The 23,350-nt window shown below is 56.0% G+C and carries 17 protein-coding genes and 1 pseudogene; 7 read left to right on the top strand and 11 right to left on the bottom strand.

Annotation, left to right across the window (positions count from 1 at the left end):
• Position 1: 1 nt before the first annotated feature.
• A complete protein-coding gene (gene ligD / locus M5G26_RS09495) occupies positions 2–2,593 on the top strand; it encodes a DNA ligase D (RefSeq protein ID WP_273915131.1) in 2,592 nt (863 codons plus the stop codon).
• Here the strand turns inward: ligD and M5G26_RS09490 are convergent, their stop codons facing one another.
• From M5G26_RS09490 to sodC, 3 genes are all read right to left on the bottom strand, one after another.
• Positions 2,594–2,995 carry a hypothetical protein gene (locus tag M5G26_RS09490; RefSeq protein ID WP_185036722.1) on the bottom strand — a complete coding sequence of 134 codons (402 nt, stop codon included), beginning with the start codon at positions 2,993–2,995 and terminating at the stop codon, positions 2,594–2,596.
• Positions 2,996–3,075: 80 nt separating this feature from the next.
• A complete protein-coding gene (locus tag M5G26_RS09485) occupies positions 3,076–3,390 on the bottom strand; it encodes a DUF2388 domain-containing protein (RefSeq protein ID WP_102902741.1) in 315 nt (104 codons plus the stop codon).
• 158 nt (positions 3,391–3,548) lie between these two features.
• On the bottom strand, positions 3,549–4,070 hold the full coding sequence (sodC, locus tag M5G26_RS09480; RefSeq protein ID WP_150693470.1) for a superoxide dismutase family protein: 522 nt from the start codon (positions 4,068–4,070) through the stop codon (positions 3,549–3,551).
• Positions 4,071–4,314: 244 nt separating this feature from the next.
• On the opposite strand from sodC, the pseudogene M5G26_RS29505 reads away from it, so the two are divergent.
• Positions 4,315–5,070 (top strand): annotated as a pseudogene (locus M5G26_RS29505) (MCP four helix bundle domain-containing protein); the annotation flags it as partial.
• A complete protein-coding gene (locus M5G26_RS29500; protein ID WP_432213860.1) occupies positions 5,065–5,928 on the top strand; it encodes a methyl-accepting chemotaxis protein in 864 nt (287 codons plus the stop codon). The pseudogene M5G26_RS29505 and the gene M5G26_RS29500, both read left to right, overlap by 6 nt.
• 178 nt (positions 5,929–6,106) lie before the next feature.
• Here the strand turns inward: M5G26_RS29500 and M5G26_RS09470 are convergent, their stop codons facing one another.
• Complete coding sequence (locus tag M5G26_RS09470; RefSeq protein WP_273915129.1) at positions 6,107–6,538, bottom strand: nuclear transport factor 2 family protein; 432 nt, start codon at positions 6,536–6,538, stop codon at positions 6,107–6,109.
• Positions 6,539–7,060: 522 nt separating this feature from the next.
• On the opposite strand from M5G26_RS09470, the gene mqo reads away from it, so the two are divergent.
• Entirely contained in the window at positions 7,061–8,707 is a 1,647-nt protein-coding gene (mqo, locus tag M5G26_RS09465) for a malate dehydrogenase (quinone) (protein WP_038369330.1), read from the top strand.
• Between the two features lie 133 nt (positions 8,708–8,840).
• Here mqo and M5G26_RS09460 read toward each other — a convergent pair whose 3' ends face one another.
• The 6 genes from M5G26_RS09460 to M5G26_RS09435 form a co-directional block, all read right to left on the bottom strand.
• Positions 8,841–9,638: an FRG domain-containing protein gene (locus tag M5G26_RS09460; RefSeq protein WP_273915128.1), complete on the bottom strand. Its 798-nt coding sequence runs from the start codon at positions 9,636–9,638 to the stop codon at positions 8,841–8,843.
• 33 nt (positions 9,639–9,671) lie between these two features.
• The gene (locus M5G26_RS09455; protein WP_273915127.1) at positions 9,672–10,457 is read right to left on the bottom strand and encodes a DUF6602 domain-containing protein; all 786 of its coding nucleotides are present in this window, start codon (positions 10,455–10,457) and stop codon (positions 9,672–9,674) included.
• A gap of 155 nt (positions 10,458–10,612) precedes the next feature.
• The gene (locus M5G26_RS09450; protein WP_273915126.1) at positions 10,613–11,041 is read right to left on the bottom strand and encodes a nuclear transport factor 2 family protein; all 429 of its coding nucleotides are present in this window, start codon (positions 11,039–11,041) and stop codon (positions 10,613–10,615) included.
• Between the two features lie 355 nt (positions 11,042–11,396).
• A complete protein-coding gene (locus M5G26_RS09445) occupies positions 11,397–11,990 on the bottom strand; it encodes a hypothetical protein (protein ID WP_273915173.1) in 594 nt (197 codons plus the stop codon).
• Positions 11,991–12,071: 81 nt separating this feature from the next.
• Complete coding sequence (locus tag M5G26_RS09440; protein ID WP_273915125.1) at positions 12,072–12,650, bottom strand: DUF4123 domain-containing protein; 579 nt, start codon at positions 12,648–12,650, stop codon at positions 12,072–12,074.
• The gene (locus M5G26_RS09435; protein WP_273915124.1) at positions 12,647–14,776 is read right to left on the bottom strand and encodes a type VI secretion system Vgr family protein; all 2,130 of its coding nucleotides are present in this window, start codon (positions 14,774–14,776) and stop codon (positions 12,647–12,649) included. Before M5G26_RS09435 ends, M5G26_RS09440 begins: the two co-directional genes overlap by 4 nt.
• Positions 14,777–14,918: 142 nt before the next feature.
• Between M5G26_RS09435 and M5G26_RS09430 the strand changes: the two genes are divergently transcribed.
• Both M5G26_RS09430 and M5G26_RS09425 read left to right on the top strand, forming a co-directional pair.
• Complete coding sequence (locus M5G26_RS09430; protein ID WP_273915123.1) at positions 14,919–16,130, top strand: helix-turn-helix domain-containing protein; 1,212 nt, start codon at positions 14,919–14,921, stop codon at positions 16,128–16,130.
• A gap of 31 nt (positions 16,131–16,161) precedes the next feature.
• Positions 16,162–16,794 carry a Vgb family protein gene (locus tag M5G26_RS09425; RefSeq protein WP_273915122.1) on the top strand — a complete coding sequence of 211 codons (633 nt, stop codon included), beginning with the start codon at positions 16,162–16,164 and terminating at the stop codon, positions 16,792–16,794.
• A 122-nt stretch (positions 16,795–16,916) separates the two neighbouring features.
• Here the strand turns inward: M5G26_RS09425 and M5G26_RS09420 are convergent, their stop codons facing one another.
• Positions 16,917–17,108, bottom strand: a complete 192-nt coding sequence (locus M5G26_RS09420) for a hypothetical protein (RefSeq protein WP_273915121.1) — start codon at positions 17,106–17,108, stop codon at positions 16,917–16,919.
• Between the two features lie 338 nt (positions 17,109–17,446).
• Here M5G26_RS09420 and M5G26_RS09415 point away from each other — a divergent pair, with 338 nt between their 5' ends.
• Positions 17,447–23,299 (top strand): DUF3320 domain-containing protein, encoded by a 5,853-nt coding sequence (locus M5G26_RS09415; protein ID WP_273915120.1) that lies wholly within the window; start codon positions 17,447–17,449, stop codon positions 23,297–23,299.
• Positions 23,300–23,350 lie beyond the last annotated feature (51 nt).

Genomic DNA, 23,350 nt, shown 5'->3' with positions numbered 1-23,350 from the left:
AATGAGCAGAAACCTTGACGACTACAACCGCATGCGCGACTTCTCGGCGACGTCTGAACCGGCCGCCGTCAAGCGCTCGGGGCGTAAAACCGCCACGGATCACGCGTTGCAGTTCTGCATCCAGAAGCACGATGCTTCGCACCTGCATTACGACTTTCGTCTGGAACTCGACGGCGCACTGAAGAGCTGGGCGGTGCCGAAAGGGCCGTCGCTCGACCCCAAGGTCAAACGTCTGGCGGTGCACGTCGAGGATCATCCGCTGGATTACGCGACGTTCGAGGGCAGCATCCCCGAAGGACATTACGGTGCCGGTGACGTGATCGTCTGGGATCGTGGCGTTTGGATTCCGCTGGAAGATCCGCACAAGGCCTACGAAAAGGGCAAGCTCAAGTTCGAACTGCAAGGCGAAAAGCTCGGTGGCATCTGGAACCTGGTGCGCACGCACATGCCGGGCAAGAAGGAGAACTGGTTTCTGATCAAGCATCAGGACAGCGCCGCACGGCCGCAGGATGATTACGATGTGTTGGCGGCCGAGCCGGACAGTGTGTTGAGCGAACGCACGCTGATTACCAAGCCGAAGTTGGCCGCCGAGCAAAGCAAACCGCCGAAAAAGGCCCCGGCCAAGGCACGCAAGCAAGCGACTGGCAAGCTCACCGGCGCGCACAAGGCCAGACTGCCGGCGCAGCTCAAGCCGGAACTGGCCACGCTGGTCGACAGCGCGCCCGAAGGGCAGTGGAGCTATGAGATCAAGTTCGACGGCTACCGGATCATGGCGCGGATTGATCATGATCAGGTGCAACTGTTCACCCGCAACGATCACGACTGGACGCACAAGTTGCCGCAACAGGCCGCAGCCTTGGCGGCGCTGGGATTGGAATCGGCGTGGCTGGACGGCGAAATGGTTGTCGCCAACGAACAGGGCGTGCCGGACTTTCAGGCCCTGCAAAATGCCTTTGAAGCCGGGCGCAGCGGCAACATTCTCTACTACTTGTTTGATCTGCCGTATCTCAACGGCGTCGACTTGCGTGAAGTGCCGGTCGAAGAGCGCCGCGCCGCGTTGGCCACGGTGCTCGGCAATCATGAACAACCTTTGCTGCGCTTCTCCGAAGCCTTCGATGAAACCCCGGACGCCCTGCTCAACAGCGCCTGCCAGATGCAGATGGAAGGCCTCATCGGCAAACGCCTTGGCTCGCCGTATGTATCGCGGCGCAGTGGCGACTGGATCAAGCTTAAGTGCAAACACCGCCAGGAATTTGTGGTCGTCGGTTACACCGATCCGAAAGGTTCACGCAGTGCCTTCGGCGCATTGCTGTTGGGCCTGCACGACCGCGACAGCGGTGAATTGCGCTATGCCGGCAAGGTCGGCACCGGTTTCAACGAGTCGACGTTGAAAAGCATTCTGGCCCAACTCAAACCCTTGCAGGTGAAGAAGCCGGCGGTGGTCAATCCACCCAGCGGGTTCGATGTCAAAGGTGTGCATTGGCTCAAGCCGAAACTGCTGGCAGAAGTCGCATTTGCCGAAATGACCAAGGACGGTTCGGTACGCCACGCCGTGTTCCATGGCTTGCGCGATGACAAACCGGCCAAGGGCATTACAGTGGAGCGAGCGAAACCGGTGAAGACCACAGAGAAGAAAACGCCTACCAAAAAACCAGCGAAAAAGGCCCCGGCGAGCAACGCCGAAACCGCGCCGTCTCAGCTCGGACTGGCCAACGGCAAGGTGCGCATCACGCACCCGGATCGGGTCATCGACGCGGTCAGCGGCACCACCAAGATGCAATTGGCCGAGTATTACGCCAGTGTTGCCGAATGGATCCTGCCGCAACTCAAGGATCGGCCGGTGGCGCTGGTACGCGCCCCGGACGGCATCGCCGGTGAGTTGTTCTTCCAGAAAAACGCCGAACGCCTGGCGATCCCCGGCATCACCACGCTGGACAAGGACCTCACCGGGCAACCGGTGATGCTGATCAACAATGCCGAAGCGCTGATTGGTGCGGTGCAGATGAGCACCGTCGAACTGCACACTTGGAACGCGACCACGGTCGATCTGGACAAGCCCGATCGCTTCGTCCTCGACCTTGACCCGGATCCGGCGCTGCCGTGGAAAAGCATGGTCGAAGCGACGTCGCTGACGTTGACTGTGCTCGATGAGTTGGGCCTTAAGGCGTTCCTTAAAACCAGCGGCGGCAAGGGCATTCACCTGGTGGTGCCGCTGACCCGCAAACTCGGCTGGGATGAAGTCAAGGATTTCAGCCACGCCATCGTCAGTCATATCGCCAAGCTGTTGCCGGACCGCTTTTCTGCGGTGTCCGGGCCGAAAAACCGCGTCGGGCGGATCTTTATCGATTACCTGCGCAACGGTCTGGGCGCCACCACCATTTGCGCCTATGCGGCGCGCACCCGCGAAGGTTTGCCGGTGTCGGTGCCGCTGTTTCGCGAAGAGGTCGCCGAGATCAAGGGCGGCAATCAGTGGAACGTGCACAACGTTCATGAGCGGCTGGCTGAAGTGGGCGACGAACCATGGGCCGACATGAAGAAAACCCGCCAGAGCATCACGGCCGAGATGCGCAAACGGGTCGGTCTGAAAAAGTGATCAGGTGTCGCGCAGCAAGTCGTGGGCGTTGAGCAGTTCGAAGGCGATTTCCGGGTGGTTTTCCAGTCCACGGCGGATCGCGGCCGGGATGGCTGCACGGGTCTTGCGGCACAGACCGGGTAACTCGTCGATCTGAATCGCTATACCGCGCATGGTGCGCACTTCGTTGAACCCGGGAGCGACATCGACGCGAATCCCCAGTTGCTCGAACATGCGCTGTTGCAGATGTTTGAGGTCGTTCAGGTCTTTGAGCATTTCGAGGCGTGCGAGCAGGCGTTTCTCTTCCTCACGGGTCAGGCGAAGGATGCGCAAATCCGCGCCGGGCGTCTCCAGCAACGGATCGCGCCCGCAAATGCAGGCGCCGGGCGGGCAGGGGGAGCGCAAAGGCGCAGAAGTCGTCATGGCCTCCATCATAGAGGCCGTCGGACAGTTTTGCCTATGCGCCTTCAGCGGCCATCCATCGGCTGCTTTTTCCGTGACGGCTACTGATTCAGGCCTTCGTAATGCACCAGAATCGCGTTGGCCAGATCTTCATCACTGGCGTTGAGGCCAGGGTTGTTCTGGCGCACCTGTTGCAATACCGACTCAAGATAAACCCCACGAATGGCCCCGCCGCTGGCGACGAATGCAGACAAGTCGTCACGGGCCGGAATCACCATTTTGTGATCCTTGAAGGTCGAGTACAGCGACGCGGAGACACCGGCCGAGGTGGCGACATCTCCGGCATCGACTTTGGCCAGAGCGGAACCCACGGGCAGGCATAAGAGTAAAGAAGAAATGAGCACTAACTTGCGCATGACGGTGTTCCTCCACAAGCGCGAAGCAAAAAGGGAAGGATTACATAATGTGAGAGGGGCGCGCGCGGCGGGAGTTCCGTGGAGCGGGAAAGTCTGCGTTATTGCGAGACAGACGCGGGCAACGCCATGGCGGGCTGCCCGGTTTTATGTCATGGGTTTCAGATCACCCCGCACGCCATGCGATCACCTCCGCCGCCCAGCGGTTTGGGCATGTCGGCGTGATTGTCGCCGCCGGCGTGAATCATCAGCGCGTGACCCTTCACCTCGGAGATCTTTTTCAGGCGCGGCGCCAGTACCGGGTAATTGGCGACGCCATCTGCCGTCACGTAGACCGCCGGCAGGTCACCCAAATGGCCGTCAGCGTACGGGCCGAGGTGTTTGCCGGTTTTCTGCGGGTCGAAATGCCCGCCCGCGGCCAGTGCGGCGCCTTTGACGCCATCCTTCATGCCCGCTTCGCAACTGGCATTTTCATGCACATGGAAGCCATGCACGCCGGCCGGCAGGGATTTCAGATCGGGTGTGAACAACAGGCCATACGCGGTTTCACTGATGGTGACCGAGCCGATCGCCTGCGGCGCGCCGTCAGCGCTGACCAGATTGATGGCGACTTTTTCCGTCGCCGCGTGCGCGGTACCGATGGCGAAGGTGCCGAGCAAACCCAACCACAATGCGCGTTTCATAGCGTTTCCTTTTGCTGCATGAGAATTCAGAACGACGGACTCAATAGCCTGCCGGTATTAACCGGCGATGAAGGCGTTGGCCGTGCGCGTTGAAAAGTGAGACTTGCTGCGCAATCCGAAAGTTTTGCTGCCTTTGGCCATTACGCCGACACCTGCTGACACGCTCTAGCGCGGCAGACCTGCGCAAATAGGCTTAACTGAAGGCTGACAAGCGCTTACGGGCGTAACGAGAGAGGAAAATCCGGTGTCGATCAAACTGCGTTTAGTGTTGCTGATTGTGACAAGTCTGCTGACGGCGTTGATCGTGAGTCTGGTCAGTTACGTCGGCAACCAGCGGATGGCCTCGGCGGTCAGCGATAACGCGGTCAGCATGAGCGCGCTGCGCAACCACATGGAAGCCGACATGATGCACGATGCCCTGCGCGCCGATGTCTATTCGGCAATGCTGGTGGGGCTAGGCAAAAGCACCAGTACGGCGACCGAGGTGCGCGATTCGATCAACGAGCATGCGGGGCATTTTCGTGAGGTGCTTGAAGACAACCTCAAGTTGCCGATCAACCCGGCATTGCGCACAGCGCTGGAGCAGATCAAGCCGAGCCTCGATACCTACATCAATACCGGCGAGCGGATCGTCGGGTTGGCGCTGGACAATCCCGATGCCGCTCAGCAGGAACTGGGCACCTTCAACACGGCATTCAGTCAGCTCGAAGAGCAAATGGCCGCTTTGAGCGAGTTGATCGAGTCCAATACCCGGCAGACCAGCGAAGGTACCGAATCAGCCATCCGCAGCGCCAACGTCGCGCTCGGCGTGGTGTTGATCGCCAGTCTTGTGTTGCTCCTGATTCAGGGGCGCTGGGTCATTCTCAGCATCATGGGGCCGTTGAAGGCCGCCAGCCGTATCGCCGAAAGCATCGCCCACGGCAACCTCAGCGAGCCGATCGCCGAGCCGTCCGGCAAGGATGAAGCCAGTGTCCTGATCCGCACATTGGCGACCATGCAGCGCGACTTGCGCAACATGATCGACGTGGTACGGCGCAATGCTCATGGCGTCAGTGGCATGAGCGCGCAACTCAGCCACGGCTGCCATCAGGTCGCCGACAGCAGTCAGCAACAAAGTGTCGCCGCCGGCACCATGGCCGCAGCCGCCAGCCAGATGACCGCGAGCATCGAGGAAATCACCCGCCACGCCGAACGCGCCCTGAGCATGGCCAGTCAAGCCGAAACCCTGGCCAAGGAGGGCGGCGGGGTCATTCATCAAGTGGTCAGCGATATGGACGATATCGCCCGATCAGCACAACAGTCGGCCCAGGTGATCCGCACGCTGGACCAGGAATCCGAAGCCATTTTCAACATCATTCAGGTGATCAAGAGCATCGCCGACCAGACCAATCTGCTGGCGCTCAATGCTGCCATTGAAGCGGCCCGGGCCGGAGAACAGGGCAGGGGGTTTGCAGTGGTGGCTGACGAAGTGCGCAGTCTGGCGGCACGCACCAGCGCCTCGACCCAGGAAATCGCCGCAATGGTCGCGCGCATTCAGCACAGCACCCGCGAGGCGGTCAGCAGCATGGAGGCGGGCGTCGCGCAGGTCGACAAGGGCATGGCGGTGACGGCGGATGTCGAACGCGCTATCCGCGAAATCCTTGAGGCGACGTTGAGCACGACACAACTGGTCAATGACATCACCCGCACGATTGGCGAGCAGAGTCAGGCCAGTAACGAAATTGCCCATCAGGTGGAAATGATTGCCGGGATGTCCGAGGGCAACAGCCGGGTGATCGGGCAAACGGCCAATACCACCGATGAGTTGTCGAGCCTGGCGGGGCAGTTGGCGCAATCGGTGGATCGGTTTCGGTTGTGATAGCGATTGGAACAATTGCACTTGTGGTGTCTGAATTGGCCTCATCGCTGGCAAGCCAGCTCCCACAATGGGCGGTGGTGTAAACACAATTGCATTTACAACATCGAACCCTGTGGGAGCGGGCTTGCCCGCGATGAGGCCAGCCCGGTCAATATTCATTCAGGCTAGATAGCTCCCCTCAAAACTTGAACGCCTGCCGCCCCACCAACAACCATTTGCCGTCCTGCTTCTGCCAGATCTGAAAGTTCTCGATCTCCGTCGGCACCACCTCGGTCCCCTTCAACGCCTGCGCGGAAAAGTGGTGGCGCACCAGCGCGGTGTCGCCGGACAGGGTGATGGTCTGGTTCTGCATTTCCAGGGTCTTGAAGGCGCTCTTGCCGGTTTCAATGTCGGCGATGAATTCTTTCTTGTCCTGAATCTTGCCGCTGGAATGGCCGTAAGTCAGGTTGGGCGCGGTGAGCGCGTTCAGTTCGGCGATGTCCTTGTGCAGCATCGCCTGGGTCAGATGCTCCACCGCTTGGGCGACATCTTTTTCCGCCGGGGCCGATGCGGCCATGGCGTAACCGTTGAAGGCACAGAGAAAACCGATCAGCAGTCGGGTCTTGGTCATTGCGGTTGTTTCCTTGTTGTTATGGGATTGACGACTTATTTGTCAGTCGTCGTACAACCTAGCAGATAATTCCTGAGTAAGGCACTGCCGAAAAGCGCTTGATCGCTGGGCAACTACACTTGAATGCTGGATGGTTTGAGTCGGCGCACTGATTGGAGGGTCATGTTCGGCGACTGGCGGCCGATAAGTCCCTGAGCGGAAAAAGACTCTCAAGTCGGGAACAGACGCGCGGGTTTGCCCTGACGTGATATTCTTCGCGCCAACTTGGTTTGACCTTATTCAGTTTGCTTGCCTTTGGGCGAGCCGACGGAATCCCTGTCGCTCAAGTAGCTGAGCCAATAATGATAAGAAGTCAGTTCAGAAGGGACATTAACTGAGGTCGATGCAGCATGTCGGCCTTGTGTGCCCACCCGTCAAAATTGAAGTGTGCCGGAATCTGCGACGCTAGCCTGAGCGTCATCAAAGCGGATCGCATACAGATAACAGCGGCGGGCGGAAGGCGTTTTATCATAGGTGCAACAGATGTTTAAAAAAGTGAACACAGCCCTGTTGGGTCTGGCTTTGGCGATGGGGATGACATCCGCCAATGCTGACGAAGCAAAGAAAGTCGACGTCCTGCTGATCGGCGGCGGCATCATGAGCACCACCTTGGGTGTGTGGATCAATGAGCTGGAGCCAAGCTGGTCGATGGAAATGGTCGAGCGCCTCGACGGCGTCGCCCTGGAAAGCTCCAACGGCTGGAACAACGCCGGTACCGGTCACTCGGCGCTCGCCGAGCTGAACTACACCCCGGAAGACGACAAAGGCAACGTGACGATCCCGAAAGCCGTCGAGATCAACGAAGCGTTCCAGGTCTCCCGTCAGTTCTGGGCCTGGCAGGTTCAGCAAGGCGTTCTGAAGAACCCTCGCTCGTTCATCAACACCACTCCGCACATGAGCTTCGTGTGGGGCGATGACAACATCAAGTTCCTGAAAAAGCGCTACGAAGCCCTGCAAGCGAGCCCGCTGTTCGCCGGCATGCAGTACTCCGAAGACCCGGCTGTGATCAAGAAGTGGGTCCCGCTGATGATGGAAGGGCGTGACCCGAACCAGAAAATCGCGGCCACCTGGAGCCCGCTGGGTACCGACATGAACTTCGGCGAAATCACCCGCCAGTTCGCCACGTACCTGCAGACCAAGCCTAACTTCGATCTGAAACTGTCGAGCGAAGTCCAGGACATCACCAAGAATGCCGATGGCACTTGGCGCGTCAGCTACAAAAACCTGAAAGACGGCACTAAAACCGAAACCGACGCCAAGTTCGTCTTCATCGGCGCGGGCGGCGGTGCACTGCACTTGCTGCAGAAGTCGGGCATTCCTGAAGCCAAGGAATACGCTGGCTTCCCGGTAGGCGGCTCGTTCCTGGTGACCGATAACCCGGCCATCGCTGAACAGCACCTGGCCAAGGCCTACGGTAAAGCGTCGGTTGGCGCACCACCGATGTCCGTTCCGCACCTGGACACCCGTGTTCTGGACGGTAAGCGCGTCATCCTGTTTGGCCCATTCGCGACCTTCAGCACCAAGTTCCTCAAGGAAGGTTCGTACCTGGACCTGCTGACCAGCACCACTACCCACAACATCTGGCCTATGACCAAGGTCGGCATCAAGGAATACCCGCTGGTCGAGTACCTGGCTGGCCAACTGATGCTGTCGGATGAAGACCGTCTGAACGCGCTGAAGGAATACTTCCCGAACGCCAAAGCCGAAGACTGGCGCCTGTGGCAAGCCGGCCAACGCGTGCAAATCATCAAGCGTGATGAAGCCGCTGGCGGCGTGCTGAAACTGGGCACCGAAATCGTTGCTGCACAAGACGGCTCCATCGCCGGCCTGCTGGGCGCATCGCCAGGCGCGTCGACCGCTGCTCCGATCATGCTGAGCGTGCTGCAGAAAGTCTTCAAAGACAAAGTCGCGACCCCTGAGTGGCAAACCAAGCTGCACCAGATCGTTCCAAGCTACGGCACTCAGCTGAACAGCGATCCAGCCAAAGTGGCTGCAGAGTGGGCCTACACCGCCAAAATCCTCGAACTGCCGACGCCTCCAGTGATCGGTCAGGTGGCTGCTCCGGCGGCACCTGCAGCTGAAAAAGCTGAAGCACCGAAGGAAAACGCTGCACGTGACATGGCGCTGTAACTAGCTGCCAGAGACACAAAGCCCACTGAACCGGCGACGGTCAGTGGGTTTTTTTGTGGATTGGTGATAGCCATCTGCATCCGGTTGATACTTGAACTGATTGTCGATCAGGAGGAGACAATGGAGTAGATGATTACATACCGACTCTTCTCTGCCACTCAAGGCCGAAGGTCGGCTGTCGGTACATGCTTTTACAGAATCCATCCAGGCCAGGGTAAATATTGGCGGAGTTTATATTCATTTTGTTTAGTTTTCGTAGCCCCTCGAATCGCAACTCTTTCGGAACTATTATTTTTTGTACTTGGTTGCTGTTGTGTTTTTTTAATATCTCACCATGACTTTCGGCTAGCGTGTTTGATGCGACGAATAATCCTTGTTGTGCAAGTAATCTTTGGTTCGAGAATGTCGGTTCAAAGGCGAGAAGGTATGAGTGTTCTTGAGCTTTTTGTGGTGTCAGTATGTTTGAGTAAGATTCAAGGCGATCTATGCCAGATAGCGTGTCATCATCGTTTTTTATGGAGTCGTGATTGATTAAGTATATTGCCGCTTCAGACTTTCCCGTCTCCAGTGCAAAAAAAAGAGCTACATATGGAGAAAATGTAAAGTCTAATAATCTGGTGGGCGCTCCATAGTGTTGCATCAGAGAGAGCCAGCTTAAAGTATCATCCTTGGTTGGAAGGTTATTAAGGTACAAGTGCGCGTTGCATTTGAAGCGATCAATCATCACTTGTTCGTGGGAGATTTTGTCAAGTTTTTTTGTCTTGCCTTTGCCGTTTGTATGTATTTCCTGTGCTTCTTCAAATGCACGATGAAGAGAACTTTTTAATTCCCAATTGGCATCTGATTCGCCTCGAAAGATCCATTTTCGATAATGTTTCTTTTCAATGATCTGGTCAAATTCGCTCCAGTTTTTCAATTCTATTTCTTTCATGTTTGCTTTCTTCTGTTCTATTTTCATTTTTGGCTATTTAACATTTTCCCACCCTTCGGACATTCGGCCAAAATAAGCGATGTGTGGAACCTCTTTCCTCCTGATTGCTTCTCTAGTCGCAAATTGAAGGAGGTTTGAATAAAAATAAAATAGCCCAATTTTTCTATTTTCTGTATCTGCCGCAACCTTCTTGTCTGAGGGGTTTATTATTCCTTTTCCAAGTATGTAGATGCGGTCTATTATTTTTTCATCGATTCCGGCTTCTTCTGCACATTGTTTGTATCTTTTGTATTCGTCTTTCAACGAGCCCTTGATGTTGCTGCTGTATGCAAAAATGGAAATGAAATATCTGCATTCTTCAGAGGAAGGATCTCTCCCTCTTTCATACATTTGTAAAGGTTTGCCAAACGGTTTGAGTTCAAATAGTTTTTTTGCTTTGATTAGACAATCTTTATATGCTTCTGTGTTTATCACGGATTTTACTTCTGTGACGCACATGACTGACTCGGACTGTAGGATCGTGGGCTGCTGATTTAAAACCGGGATACCGTCTATAGTTCGATAAATTATCAAATCGCTTTGCGGGCTAATATTTCCTTTCGAGTCAAAAATTTCTCCGGACGTCACGGAGAAACGACGGGGAAGGAGTTCTTCAAAAAAATCTTTAATTGGATTTTCTCTCTGCTCCCCCTTTGAGAGCGAGTGATTTATGGCTTTGGTTTCGGTGAAACCCGCTAAAAACCGATGATAAGATCCTTCCATTCTATTGGTGATTTGACCAGCAGGATCTTCTGTGCGGCTTTTATAATAGTCCTTCATATTCACTCCATGCTTTTGCGTTGAATTCAGGGCTTCGGCGAGATAGCGATGTTTGAATTTAGGTCTTCCTCTGTCGCCCGTTTCGAATACTTCAATTCATTCACCCGCTTCAATTGTCACTCAATGAGTTTTGCCAATTAAGGCCTACTGATACATCAGTCTCTTACTTTGGCCAGATAATCCCCAAGCCGCCTACCCATCTCTTCCCCCAACGCCTGCAACCCACTCAACGGGCGAACCATCACCTCAAACTCGACAATCTTCCCGTTCTCATCAAAGCGAATCATGTCGATGCCTTTCAGCTCCTTCGAACCCACCTTCGCACTGAACTCCAGAATCACATTCAAGCCATCGGCAGTCGCCAGCTCACGGTGATAGGTGAAGTCTTCAAACACGTCGAACACGGTATTGAGAATCATCGACACCACCGGTGCGCCCGGATAGGGCGTGTGGGCCATTGGCGAGCGGAACACGGCTTGTGGATCAAGCAAACCGGGCAGGGCGCTGAGGTTGCCGGTGCGGATCATTTGGTGCCATTGCTTCAGCGATTCAGCGACGTTGGGTTGCAGGTTCAGGTCGGTCATGTTCACTCCAGGGTTGTTCTTGTTGTTCTCGCGACGGCAATGACTCTAGATCAACCACAGCGAAATTGAACACTTGTGCAACGATTTGAATATCGGTCCATGACCCATACGGATCAGATGTGCATCTGATCCGTATTTTTTCGCTGGATCTGCCTCTGTTACCGGTTCAGTCATCCGCTCAAAATAGCCCCACAGTTCGGTCACTCGCGACGAGCCTTCATCCCGAAGCATCCGGTGCACCGCAAGCTGAGCATTGAGGAGAGCAACATGAACAAGATGGCGATTTTCCTGGGTGGTTTTCTGGCTCTCACTATTTTGATCGGCTTGCTGGCAACGATTTCTCCGGTCTGAGCCTTCAACAGTTCAATATGGGGAAATAGCGCTCTTCACGTTTCTTGAAGTGGATCGGCGCTGTGTTGATTTTTTCACCGTTCAGGAACAGCTCGGGCAAGGTCAGGATGAAGTCATCCAGTTCACCTTTGCCCAGCGGTGTGCCGGAATGATAGATGTCGCGTACTTCACGCGCGCGCGGGTTGAAGCCGGTTTTCAGTGGTTCGATGCTGACCTGGTAGGTTTCACCGTTAACCAGTTGTACGGTCGCCATTGGCGATTGGCCGCTGATCCAGAGCGGAAATTCAGGCAACGGTATCCACCGTTCCTTGGTACTGATGCCGCGCTGGCTGGAAGGCTCCATGTACAGCTGAGTGGAGAGTCGCACTTCGGTATCGACCACCGGCGTCCGTGCAGGCATGGTCAGGTCTCCCGGCAGTGACACGTGGACAAGCAGAAAAACCCAGTCCAGATCTTTCGATGTTGTCGTGAACAGCATCGCCGTTTTCGGTCCGGGGCAGGTCGGCGTGAGGTTTGCCTGCCGTCCCGCTTTCGAATCGGGGTACAGGAGCGGGCCAGCGCTACAGGCTGCGAGCATCGGAAACAAAAGCCAGACCATACGCTTCAAGTAATGGACTCCATGATTGTTGTTTTATCGGTGTGTGGAGCAGATGACGTTGAAATGTTTGTTGAAAACGTTTCATCCGCCCGCATCAGCCGAAGGCCAGCCACTGACCCGCGCCGCCGGGCCGCCCGCAGGATCTGCCGGGTAAACAATCAATGAATGACCGGTGCTGGTTTCGGCGATCAGCTTGATCGCCGGGCCGAATATCGCGTCGCGCTCTTGGGGCGTGCAGGTCGGCAGGTACACGCGCAGGACTCTGGGGTCGTAGAAGCGGAACACCAGCAGGTTGCCATCCGGGTCGGTGACGCGCAGCAAGGTTCTAAAGTGACCGCGTAATTCGTCCAGGGAAACCTGCGCAGGGGCGGTGACGAAAATGCCCCAACTCTGTCCCCAACTGTCTTCGAGCAGTCGCCAAGTGTGCGCCTGCTGCGGATCAAGGTGCAGCAGATAGGGCGCTGCCGCCGACAGGCTCGGCGCGAGTTCGCCGGCGCACAGGCAGGAAAATTCAGCGCCGCTGGTGCGAACCAGCGATTCGATGCGTGGGTCGCGAGCGCCCTCGAGCAAGGCGTAGACCTTAGGCGCGTCCGGGCGCCAACCTTGCGGCCAGAGTTCGGCGGTCAACCATTCGTTGAGGCTGGGTCGAAACTGGCTCATCGGTTGCATATCTCGCAGAAAGGCACGCCGGTTTTTGCGGCGGCCACCAATGTCTGCGCCTGCATGTTTTGCTGGATGAGCCGGGTTTCTGCGGCGCTCGGCGCGGCGGTTGCAGACGACGGTGTTGTGAGCGATGCCGCGGCTGTCGGTGTGTTGATTGGCGCTGCTCTGAGGGTTTTACCGGCGTAATCTGCATCAGCAGGTGTCAATGCTATCGGCAGCTTGATCGCAATGCCGGTACCGGACCCCGGAGATCCGCCGGAGTTGGTTTTCACCTGCGCACCGCTGATGGTCACGCCACCGGCATCGACTTTGACGAAACTGCCGCCGGCCTTGGCGGTGAGCTCCATGCCTCCCTCAACTACAACCTTGTCGCCGGCGTGATAGTGGATTTCGTTTCCGACCTCGACAAACTGCGCAGTACCCACTTTCAGGTGCTGCGTGACACCGACGGTCAGGTGATCATCCGCACGCATCTCGCTGATTCGATCCAGATGCGTAATCCGGTGTTCTTCAACCTTGAACTCGCTCAGCGTGTTGGCTTCAACGGTGTCATGTCGTTCGTTGCCGACGCGGATCTTCTGATCGTGCTCAATGTTCTCATCCCAATCGCGTTGAGCGTGGATGTAGATCTGCTCTACACCTTTTTTGTCTTCGATGCGGAACTCGTTGTAGCCCTTGCCGCCCGGTGAACTCAGGGTTTTGAAGGTGCTGCGGGTCTTGTTTGCCGGCAGGTCGTAGGGGACGACGTTTTCCTTGTGGTACAGGCAACCGGTGACCAGTGGCTGGTCGGGATCGCCTTCGAGGAAGGTGACGAGGACTTCCATGCCGATGCGCGGGATGGCGATGCCGCCGTACGCGGCGCCGGCCCAGCCACTGGCGACGCGCATCCAGCAGGTGGTTTTGTCGTTGGACTGACCGTCGCGGTCCCAGTGGAATTGCACCTTGATGCGGCCGTATTGGTCGCAATGGATTTCTTCGCCTGCGGGGCCGGTGACGACGGCGGTCTGGCTGCCGAGGACTTTTGGTTTCGGGTGTTCAAGGGCAGGGCGGTAGTGCGCGTCCCACGGGGTGGCGATGAAGCTGTTGCGGTAGCCCTGGTGGAAATCGCTTTTGTGGTCGGTGACGTCGCTGGTGACGTTTTCGCCGAGGACTTGCGGTTGTTTGCCTTCGTGGAAGACTTCCAGCAGCAGCCACAGATCGTTCCACTCGGCGCGCGGGTGTTCGGCGAGCGTGAGGAAATGGCCGCTGGTGAGAGTCGGCTCGTCACCTTTGCCTTCGGCGAGTTTGTAGTCGCTGCGATGGCGTTCGAGGGCTCGGGTGGAGAGGAACTTGCCGCGCTCGCGGGTGGTGAAGCGGCCGGGGTAGTCGTAGTCCTCGAGGTCCGGGGCGAACTCGGTTTTGACCGCGCCTTCGGGGAGGATCTTTGGTTTTTCGAAGTCGTAATCGCGGCGGCTGACGCGGGTGGTGCGGGTTTCCAGACGCAGGTTGAAGCGTTTGATCACCGGTTTGTCGGCGGCCATGCCGGAGTCTTGCTGGTAGCTCACCGGTTTCAGCTTGCGGAAAACGGTCTGGTCGTCGCCGAACACCAGTTTGTGGCCGCTGCTGCTGTGCTGGAAGTGAAAGTGAATACCTTCTTCTTCGCACAAGCGCTGGATGAAATGCAGGTCGGATTCGTCGTACTGCACGCAGTAGTCGCGTTCCGGGTATTCGGCGCCGAGCTGAAAGCTGTAGGCGTCGGCGAGAATGCCGCGATCTTCCAGGACCTGGGCGATGATCTTCGGCACGGTCAGTTGCTGGAAAATCTGCTGATCGTGGTTGTGCCGCAGGTAGGCCAGTTGTGGCAACAGGCTGAGGCTGTAACGGGTCAGGGTCTTGCCGGAGTCGCCTTGCTCGATGCGGTAGACCAGACCGTGGATCTTGCCTTCGCCGGTCGTGCCAAACGTCAGGACGCCGGGCTTGTGCAATAGCTCTTCGAGTTTGAGGTCGGGGCGCGCGCTGACGAGTTCGAGGTCGAAACGGAACGGTTGGTTGAGGGCTTCACGACCAACAAAGCTCGACACCTGCAGGTCGGTGGAACTGCCTTCAAGGGAAAAGGTAATGTGGGTAGCGTTTGCGTCCAGCATGCCTGACTCCTTCCGTGGAACAGCTTTGCCGATGGTGCAGGAATACCAAAGTGCTATCAAGGGATTTTAAACGCGCTTAAACGCCTGCATTACACTCGATCTCAACGCCCTGCACCGAGGTGCCCGTGAGGATGAATTCACCATGGACTCGCTGATTACCGCCGCTGGTCGGGCGCTGAGCGCTGGTGATCCGCTGGGTGCGTTGAACTACGTTGCCTTGCGTGAAGACCCGCCCGCGCTGGCGTTGCGTGGCATTGCCATGGCTCAGCTCGGCGATCTGCTTCGCGCCAAGACGTTGTTGCAGCGCGCGGTGAAAGCCTTTGGCGCCAATGAACCGCTGGCGCGGGCGCGCTGTGTGGTGGCCGAGGCGGAAGTGGCGCTGGCGACGCGTGACTTGGGCTGGCCGGTGAAGGCACTGGAGACCGCCCGGCAATTGCTGCTCAGCCACGGTGACCGGTTGAACGCAGCGCACGCGCGATACTTGCAGATTCGCCGTTTGCTGCTGCTTGGTGAACTGGATGCGGCCCAAGCGCTGCTTGTAGAGGTGGATCCCGCACCATTGCCTCCAGTGCTGCGTGCGGCCCATGAACTGATGGTTGCCGGAATTGCCCTGCGCCGGGTACAGGCGCACAAAGCAAGCGTCGCGCTAGTCCGGGCGCGGCTTGCCGCACAACAGGCGGGCATCGCGACGCTGCTGGCAGAGATCGAACACGCCAGGCAAATACTCGCCGCACCCGCCGCGAGATTGATCATGGCGGGTCAGTCGCAACCCGTGAACCTGGAGCAGGTCGAGGCGTTGTTCGCGTCATCGAGCCTGGTTATCGATGCCTGTCGTTACAGCGTGCGCGGAGCCGGGATGACCGTGGCACTGGCAACCCGACCGGTGCTGTTCAGCCTTGTCCGCTTGCTCGCGCAAGCCTGGCCGGGCGATATCTCCCGGGAGCAACTGTTTGCGGCGGCGTTTCGATTGCCGCTCAGTGACGAATCCCACCGCGCGCGGTTGCGCGTCGAAATCGGTCGGCTGCGGGCAGCGCTGGAACCGTTGGCGAAAATTACTGCAACGGCACGCGGCTTCGCTCTGGTGGCAGCCGAGGTGGTGCTGCTCACGCTGCCGTTCGAAGACAGGCATGCGCCGTTGCTGGCCTTGCTGGCCGATGGTGAGGCCTGGGCGAGTTCCGCATTGGCGCTGGCGTTGGGTCGCAGCCAGCGACAAGTGCAGCGGGCACTGGAAGCGCTGGCAGCGGAGGAAAAGGTGCAGGCCTTCGGGGTCGGCCGGGCGCGACGCTGGATGACGCCGCCGCTGCCGGGTTTCGCGACGATCTTGTTACTCCCGGTGTCGCTGGGCAATGGCTAGGCTGGACCCACACATCCACGAGGAAGCCGACATGAAACACGCAAACGCAGAAATCCTTCGCGAGTACGGTCCTTTTGACGGCATCAAAGGTATTCACGGCGTGACATTCGATGGCCAGCAGGTCTGGTTCGCCAGCGACGGCCAGCTCAATGCACTCGATCCGGTCAGCGGCGAGACCGTACGGACGATCAAGGTTGGCGCTGATGGTGGCACCGCGTTCGACGGCCAACATCTGTATCAGATCGCCGATCGCCACATCCACAAGATCGACCCAGCCACCGGTCGCGTACTCCACACCATCCCGGCACCGGGCAATGGCGGTGATTCGGGCATGGCCTGGGCGGAGGGCTCGTTATGGGTCGGGCAGTATCGCGAGCGCAAGATTCATCAGATTGATCCGCAGACCGGCAAGATCCTGCGCACGCTGGAGTCGAACCGTTTTGTCACCGGGGTGACCTGGGTGGATGGCGGGTTGTGGCATGGCACTTGGGAGGGGGATGAGAGTGAGCTGCGGCATATCGATGCGCAGAACGGTGAAGTCATCGCGGCGTTGAAGATGCCCGAGGGCTCGGGTGTTTCGGGGCTGGAAGCCGACGGTGCCGATCGTTTCTATTGCGGTGGTGGCGACAGTGGCCGGGTGAGGGCGATGCGTCGGCCTCAATGATCAAGGTGTCTGCGGCCGGCCTCTTCGCGAGCAGGCTCGCTCCCACAGGATTGCAGGTGAACACAAGTTTTCTGACCAACCTCAATCAGGGTGGGAGCGAGCCCGCTCGCGAAAGCGCAGTGTCAGTCACCGCTGTTTCGACGACGTTCAATACCCTCCGGGCCGCCGATGTCCAGCAACCTTCTTTCCACCAGAACATTCTCAAGTGCCTGGCGCTCGACCGGCGCCATTTGGTGCTCACGCTTTTTCAGCTCCAACAGAATCGGGCTGGACCAGGTGCGATAGGTCTGTTCGATGTTGCGTCGCGACGTCATCAGTCTCTCCTTGATCAAGAGCCCGGTGTTGCGGGCAGGGGCTCTGTCCGATGAGGTATTAACGTTAGTCGAGAAAGCCGGAAGTCGCGAATGCACCAGTTTTGTGGGGGGCTGGTTTGCTTCAGGTGGACTATATGAAGCACCTATGCAGAAGGGGTAAACAATCAACTTTCTTGTTCATTAAAGGGGTAAATCTAAAGACTCGACCGTAGGAGAGCTCTTATCTCTGCCTTTGATCTAAAAAGCAGTTTCAAAATCCATCCTTGTCGGTGAGTATGGCCTCTGTTTTTAAGAATTCAGTAGTTGTTTCGTCGAATTTCCCATGGAGAAAATGGTTCATGACCATCAAGATCGAGGGAGTGATCGCCAGCAAGATTGGCTTTGCTTCTCACCAAAATTCTGTCCCGGTCCTCAGAGAACTGACCGTACACAACGATGGTGAAGCTGATTACAGCGATCTTGAACTGGAGCTTGTCGCGGATCCTCCCTTCCTTGAAGGCAAGACTTGGCGTCTGGATCGATTAAATAAAGAATCGACGTTGCATATTCCTGAACGAAATTTGACGCTGAATGCTGCTTATCTAGCCGATCTGACGGAGAGTCTCAGCGCGACCCTTGTGCTGCGCCTACGTTGCAACGGGGAAGTTCTCAACAGTCAAATCTTTCCGGTTGAGCTTTTGGCAAGAAATGAGTGGGGGGGCGTTAACTCGATGCCAGAGTTGCTGCCGGCGTTTGCAATGCCAAATGACCCTGCGGTAGATCGGATACTCAAATCTGCCTCTGATGTTCTGCGCCGCGCTGGTAAAGCGGATGGCATCAATGGTTACGAAAGTAAGTCCAGAACCAGAACCTGGGAGCTCACTTCCGCAATATGGTCTGCAGTCTGCGGGCTTAAATTGAGCTATGCGCTGCCTCCGGCAAGCTTTGAGACTTACGGCCAGAAAGTCAGAACTCCAAGCCTCATATTGGAGGGCGGTGTTGCAACATGCCTGGATACGGCATTGCTTTTCGCTGCGGCATTGGAGCAAGCCGGACTGAATGCTCTTCTGCTGCTGACGAAAGGTCATGCTTTTGCAGGCGTTTGGTTGCAGCCTCAGGAGTTTTCTCAACTGATTACGGATGAGGCTTCCGCAGTACGAAAGCGTATTGATCTGAAGGAAGCTCTCGTTTTTGAAACCACTCTAGCAACGCAATTTCCTGTACCAGGTTTCAGTCAGGCGATTAGTACTGCTGAAAGGCAGGTCAACGACGATGATTTCATCATGGCCATTGATATGCATCGAGCACGCATGCAGCGTATCCGTCCTTTGGCAACGTCGATTCCAGCGTCGAAATCAGATGTGATTCATGAGTCGGAGATGCCACTTGAGGCGTTGGAGAACGCGCCACCTTTACCGGTCTTTGACGTAGAGATTCTTTCCGAGTCAGAAACACCCGCCGGTAAGCTGACCCTGTGGCAACGCAAGCTTCTCGACCTGACTACTCGAAATCGGCTTTTACATCTGCCGGATAGTGCTAAAGGCGTTCGCTTGATCTGTCCTGAGCCCGCTGAACTGGAAGATCAACTGGCCAGCGGCAAGCGCATCAGGATCGTATCTATACCGGATCTGGAGGCTGGAGGTAGAGATTCGGCGCTTTATGAACAACAAAATCGAGAGTCGCTCAGAGATGAATATGCTCGCAGTGCATTGTCTCGTGGTGAGGTACTGGCCACCCTTGAGAAAACGAAGCTCGAAGTAGCGCTGATTGACCTGTACCGAAAAGCTCGAAGTGATCTTGATGAAGGCGGAGCAAATACTCTCTTTCTTGCACTCGGGTTTTTAAAGTGGAAAAAGTCGGCAGACGATCCAAAAAACTATTCCGCTCCCTTAATTTTGCTTCCCGTAAAACTTGATCGTAAAAGTGCGTTGTCCGGCGTGACGATGACTTTGCTTGAGGATGAGCCACGCTTCAATTTGACCCTGCTCGAACTGTTACGACATGACTTCGAACTCGTTATTCCAGGGCTTGAAGGTGAACTTCCCACCGACGACAGTGGCATTGATGTCACTGGGATCTGGAATACTGTGCGCCGTGCCATCAGGGACGTGCCGGGTTTCGAGGTCACCACGGAGCTGGTGCTGGGAACGTTTTCCTTCGCGAAATATTTGATGTGGCAGGATCTGGCTGCTCGCTCTGAGCAGCTTCTGAAAAGCCCGATGGTTAAGCATTTGTTGGAGCGAAGTGTCGGCGGCGAAGGCTTTGCTACGTCGGGGGAGTTTCCGCAGCCTCACGAGTTGGATAGAAAAGTCAGTCCGGCAGATCTGTTCACACCGTTGCCGGCAGACTCCTCCCAGTTGGCTGCAGTTGTTGCCTCCGCTAGCGGTTGTGATTTCGTTCTTGATGGACCTCCCGGCACCGGTAAGTCCCAAACCATCGCCAACATGATCGCCCACAATCTGGCTCTAGGCCGAAGGGTCTTGTTCGTAGCAGAAAAAATGGCCGCTTTGGATGTTGTCTATCGTCGGCTTGAAGAAAAGGGGCTAGGCGAATTCTGTCTTGAGCTGCACTCCAGCAAAACATCCAAAGTGGAAGTACTCAAACAACTGGAGCGTGCTTGGGATGTTCGCGATGCGTTGACAGCTGAAGAGTGGTCGGTAGAAACGGCAAAACTGCATAAGCTACGAAATCGATTGAACGAAGTCGTGGGAACCTTGCATCGTCGGCAACCTAATGGATTAACAGTCCATCAGGCTATAGGTCGTGTTGTACGGGATGGGCACGCCGAGTTGCCGCGTGTTTCATGGCCTGAGGGAACGTCTCACGACGCGGAAGACTACGCGCGGCTGCGTGATCTCGCCCGGCGTCTCGACTTGAATAGTCAGGCTGCCCGCGATCTGTCAGCGGACTTTTCGCTCATCGCTCCTACCGAATGGTCAAACGGCTGGCAAGAGTCGATCGCTGCAGTATCCAGGGAGCTGCCGGGAGTCATTGAGCGGCTGAAAATTGCCTGTGACAGCTTGTTGAGAGCCACCGATCTGCCCCTGGCCGTTACGAGCGGGGAGGATATCGAGCGGTTTTGCCAGTTTGTTGCACTATTGGTAGATACGCATGGTATCGATCTCTCTTTTGCATTCACGTTGAATGCAAGTGCCAAGATCGTTGCAGCCAAGAAAGCTGTTCAGGTCCTCACAAGTTACCGAGAAATTGAACAGTCGCTGTCGGTGCGTTACACCTCAGAGGCCTGCCGCACTATCCACCTCGAACAACTCAAAAACGACTGGGATATTGGTAAAACAAAGTTTTGGTTTCTCGCGACTCTGGCCAAGAAAAAGGTGGGTAAAAACCTTGCGGGTCAGGGCGGAGCGGTTGGATTCCCGAACGTTGAGCAGGATCTTGCCAAACTCTTCGAAATGCGCGATCTACTCATCTCGCTGGACGGTTTGTCTACAGATATAAACGCTGTGCCTGGATGGAGCGGGGCTTCTAGTGATCAATCCGCCATGGCAGTTGCTTGGGAACTCGCTGAACGCCTGCGGACGTTGATTAGCTCGAACGCCGAATCCCCCGAAGATCTTATTGCACTGCGGGGAGCCACACAAAAGCTCGTCGTTGAAGCCAATGAGTTATTGGGCGGGGGAGGCTTTATCGCAGCAGCGCTTCATCAATTAAAAGATGCATTGGAAGAGTTCAGTAGAACGAGTAAACGATTCAATGAGTTGAGTAAGCGCCCGGTAGAGGGAAAATTAACAATTGAGTCGTTGCTTGATGCGTCCAGCGCTATCTCGCGACAGGAGTCGAAGCTGAAAGCCTGGTGCGATTGGTGTCGGGTGCGCGAAGAGGCAATAGCATCGGGGCTTCAACCGTTGAGTGATGCATTGGCAATTAAAGGGTTGCCAGAGGGCGGGACTGTAAACGCATTCGAAACATCTTATGCACGCTGGTTTGCAAGGGTGATCATCGACGCTGAACCGCTGCTGCGTAATTTCGTACCAGCAGAGCACACTAGCGATATTGAGGCGTTTGTACGTCTGGATGAGGATCTTTCCAAGCTCACTGTTCGATACATTCGAGCGAAGCTGTGTGGATTGATCCCGTCGAAAAACGAGATCGGCAAGCAAGGTGGTTTCGGGGTTCTGAAGCACGAGTTGCAAAAATCACGTCGGCATAAACCTGTGCGACAGCTTGCTGTTGAGATGGGCGATGCCATGTCGAAACTCGCTCCTTGCATGCTGATGAGCCCTCTTTCGATTGCGCAATATCTTCCAACGGACCTCGCACTTTTTGACTTGGTGATATTCGATGAGGCTTCGCAAATTGCACCTTGGGATGCCATCGGATCAATCGCGAGGGGTAAGCAGGTGGTCATTGCGGGTGATCCCCGTCAGATGCCTCCAACCAACTTTTTCAATCGCGCCGCGTCTGCCGCAGAAGATGATACTGCTGAGGACATGGAGAGCATTTTGGATGAGTGTCTGGGCGCAGGGATCCCGAGTCATAGCCTCAGTTGGCACTACCGGAGTCGCCACGAAAGCTTGATCGCTTTCTCGAACCATCGCTACTACGACAGTAATCTCATCACTTTCCCTGCGGCTGAAACGCGTGCCAGCGCTGTGGAGTGGCGACGTGTTGATGGCGTCTACGCGAAAGGCAAGGGCAGGCATAATCAGGCCGAGGCCGAGGCCATCGTTACCGAGACTGTGAAGCGTCTGATGGATCCGGCGTTTGTCGCGAGCGGTCATACTATTGGGATCATTACACTCAATAGCGATCAGCAAAGATTGATCAACGATCTGTTGGATAGGGCGCGGCAACAATTCCCTCAGATCGAACCGTTCTTCCAGCATGACATTGCCGAACCCGTCGTCGTTAAGAATCTGGAGACAGTTCAAGGCGATGAACGCGATTTGATCATGCTAGGTATCGGGTATGGTCCAACCGAACCAGGCGCGCAGGTTATGTCAATGAACTTCGGTCCATTAAACAAAGAAGGCGGATGGCGTCGTTTGAATGTGGCGATAACCCGTGCCCGCAGGGAGATGATGGTTTTCTCATCTTTTGATTCTTCGATGATTGATTTGAATCGCACCAACGCCCGCGCTGTACGTGATCTGAAGCACTTCATTGAATTTGCCCAGAGAGGGCCAAGAGCGCTTGCTGAGGCAGTACAGGGCTCAGTGGGGGGTTATGACTCGCCTTTTGAGGAAGCTGTTGCTCAAGAGCTGAGACGAAAAGGCTGGCAAGTCGTACCGCAAATTGGGGTATCTCGTTTCCGCATTGATCTAGGCATCGTCCATCCAGACAGACCTGGCGATTATCTGGTTGGTGTTGAATGTGACGGTGCGACGTATCACAGTGCGGCTACCGCTCGAGATCGCGACAAGGTTCGTAGCGCAATCCTGCAAGGGTTGGGCTGGAAGCTTGTTCGGCTCTGGTCTACGGAGTGGTGGATTGATAAGTCTGGCGCGCTGGATCGGTTGCATGCATCGCTTGAAGCTCTTTTGGAAGAGTCGCGTGCATCCTCTCTTGTTAGCAAAACAGTTGAGCAAGAATCTTCAATACCTCATTTGTCATTGGTGCATAGCGCTCCATTGGCAAATGACGTAGCGAAAGAGGAAGCCCCTGCTGTATCAGAGGGCGATGCTTCTGACGAACTACCTCCCGAACTAAAAATCGCGAAGTCGTTTGCACTGCAGGTCTCACCTGCAATCAAAGATGAATACCGTGTCACCGACTTCACAAGCGTGGGCGACAGAATCAATGCGGAGGCGTTTTACTCGCCTGAATATGATGCAGTCCTTGCTGAATTGATTGCCCATGTGTTGTTGCAGGAGGCTCCTATCCTCGATTCAGTGTTGGTACAGCGCGTAGCCCGGGCACATGGCTTTCAACGCTCTGGGCGTCTCATTCGAGAGCGAGTTCTTGATCTGACCGAGCAAAATCATTATCTGAAAAGTGATCCAGTTGATGGCCAATTTGTTTGGCATTCCGAAAGTGATATTGCTGGTTGGAACAAATATCGGATACCAGCGACATTGGATGACGGCAGGTCGGTGGAGGAGATCGCCGCTGAGGAACTATTGATGGTTGCGTCTTTGATTTCCGCCGGCGACATGCCTTTGGAAATTGCCAAAACTTTCGGCGTTAAGCGTTTGACTGGAGCTGCACGTGAAAGGATAGAGCTGGCAATCAAGTCGATGTCAGACCTGTAATTTTTTGAAGTGGTACAACGAAAAAGGAGAGCATGGTGGTTGCCAGCTCTC

Origin of the sequence: Pseudomonas sp. TNT2022 ID642 (assembly GCF_028656995.1) — a bacterium.
In the GTDB taxonomy this organism is placed as follows: Bacteria; Pseudomonadota; Gammaproteobacteria; order Pseudomonadales; family Pseudomonadaceae; genus Aquipseudomonas.
Note: the sequence above shows the minus strand (reverse complement) of the source record. Positions and strands in the feature narration are given on the sequence as shown.

Coding starts and splice junctions, on each gene's coding strand:
- M5G26_RS09455 (WP_273915127.1), bottom strand. CDS start 10,457: ATGAAGGACTATTATAAAAGCCGCACAGAAGATCCTGCTGGTCAAATC.
- M5G26_RS29500 (WP_432213860.1), top strand. CDS start 5,065: ATGCAGCGCGACTTGCGCAACATGATCGACGTGGTACGGCGCAATGCT.
- M5G26_RS09445 (WP_273915173.1), bottom strand. CDS start 11,990: ATGGTCTGGCTTTTGTTTCCGATGCTCGCAGCCTGTAGCGCTGGCCCG.
- sodC (WP_150693470.1), bottom strand. CDS start 4,070: ATGAAACGCGCATTGTGGTTGGGTTTGCTCGGCACCTTCGCCATCGGT.
- ligD (WP_273915131.1), top strand. CDS start 2: ATGAGCAGAAACCTTGACGACTACAACCGCATGCGCGACTTCTCGGCG.
- M5G26_RS09415 (WP_273915120.1), top strand. CDS start 17,447: ATGACCATCAAGATCGAGGGAGTGATCGCCAGCAAGATTGGCTTTGCT.
- M5G26_RS09440 (WP_273915125.1), bottom strand. CDS start 12,650: ATGAGCCAGTTTCGACCCAGCCTCAACGAATGGTTGACCGCCGAACTC.
- M5G26_RS09425 (WP_273915122.1), top strand. CDS start 16,162: ATGAAACACGCAAACGCAGAAATCCTTCGCGAGTACGGTCCTTTTGAC.
- M5G26_RS09460 (WP_273915128.1), bottom strand. CDS start 9,638: ATGAAAGAAATAGAATTGAAAAACTGGAGCGAATTTGACCAGATCATT.
- M5G26_RS09470 (WP_273915129.1), bottom strand. CDS start 6,538: ATGACCAAGACCCGACTGCTGATCGGTTTTCTCTGTGCCTTCAACGGT.
- M5G26_RS09485 (WP_102902741.1), bottom strand. CDS start 3,390: ATGCGCAAGTTAGTGCTCATTTCTTCTTTACTCTTATGCCTGCCCGTG.
- M5G26_RS09420 (WP_273915121.1), bottom strand. CDS start 17,108: ATGACGTCGCGACGCAACATCGAACAGACCTATCGCACCTGGTCCAGC.
- M5G26_RS09450 (WP_273915126.1), bottom strand. CDS start 11,041: ATGACCGACCTGAACCTGCAACCCAACGTCGCTGAATCGCTGAAGCAA.
- mqo (WP_038369330.1), top strand. CDS start 7,061: ATGTTTAAAAAAGTGAACACAGCCCTGTTGGGTCTGGCTTTGGCGATG.
- M5G26_RS09435 (WP_273915124.1), bottom strand. CDS start 14,776: ATGCTGGACGCAAACGCTACCCACATTACCTTTTCCCTTGAAGGCAGT.
- M5G26_RS09430 (WP_273915123.1), top strand. CDS start 14,919: ATGGACTCGCTGATTACCGCCGCTGGTCGGGCGCTGAGCGCTGGTGAT.
- M5G26_RS09490 (WP_185036722.1), bottom strand. CDS start 2,995: ATGACGACTTCTGCGCCTTTGCGCTCCCCCTGCCCGCCCGGCGCCTGC.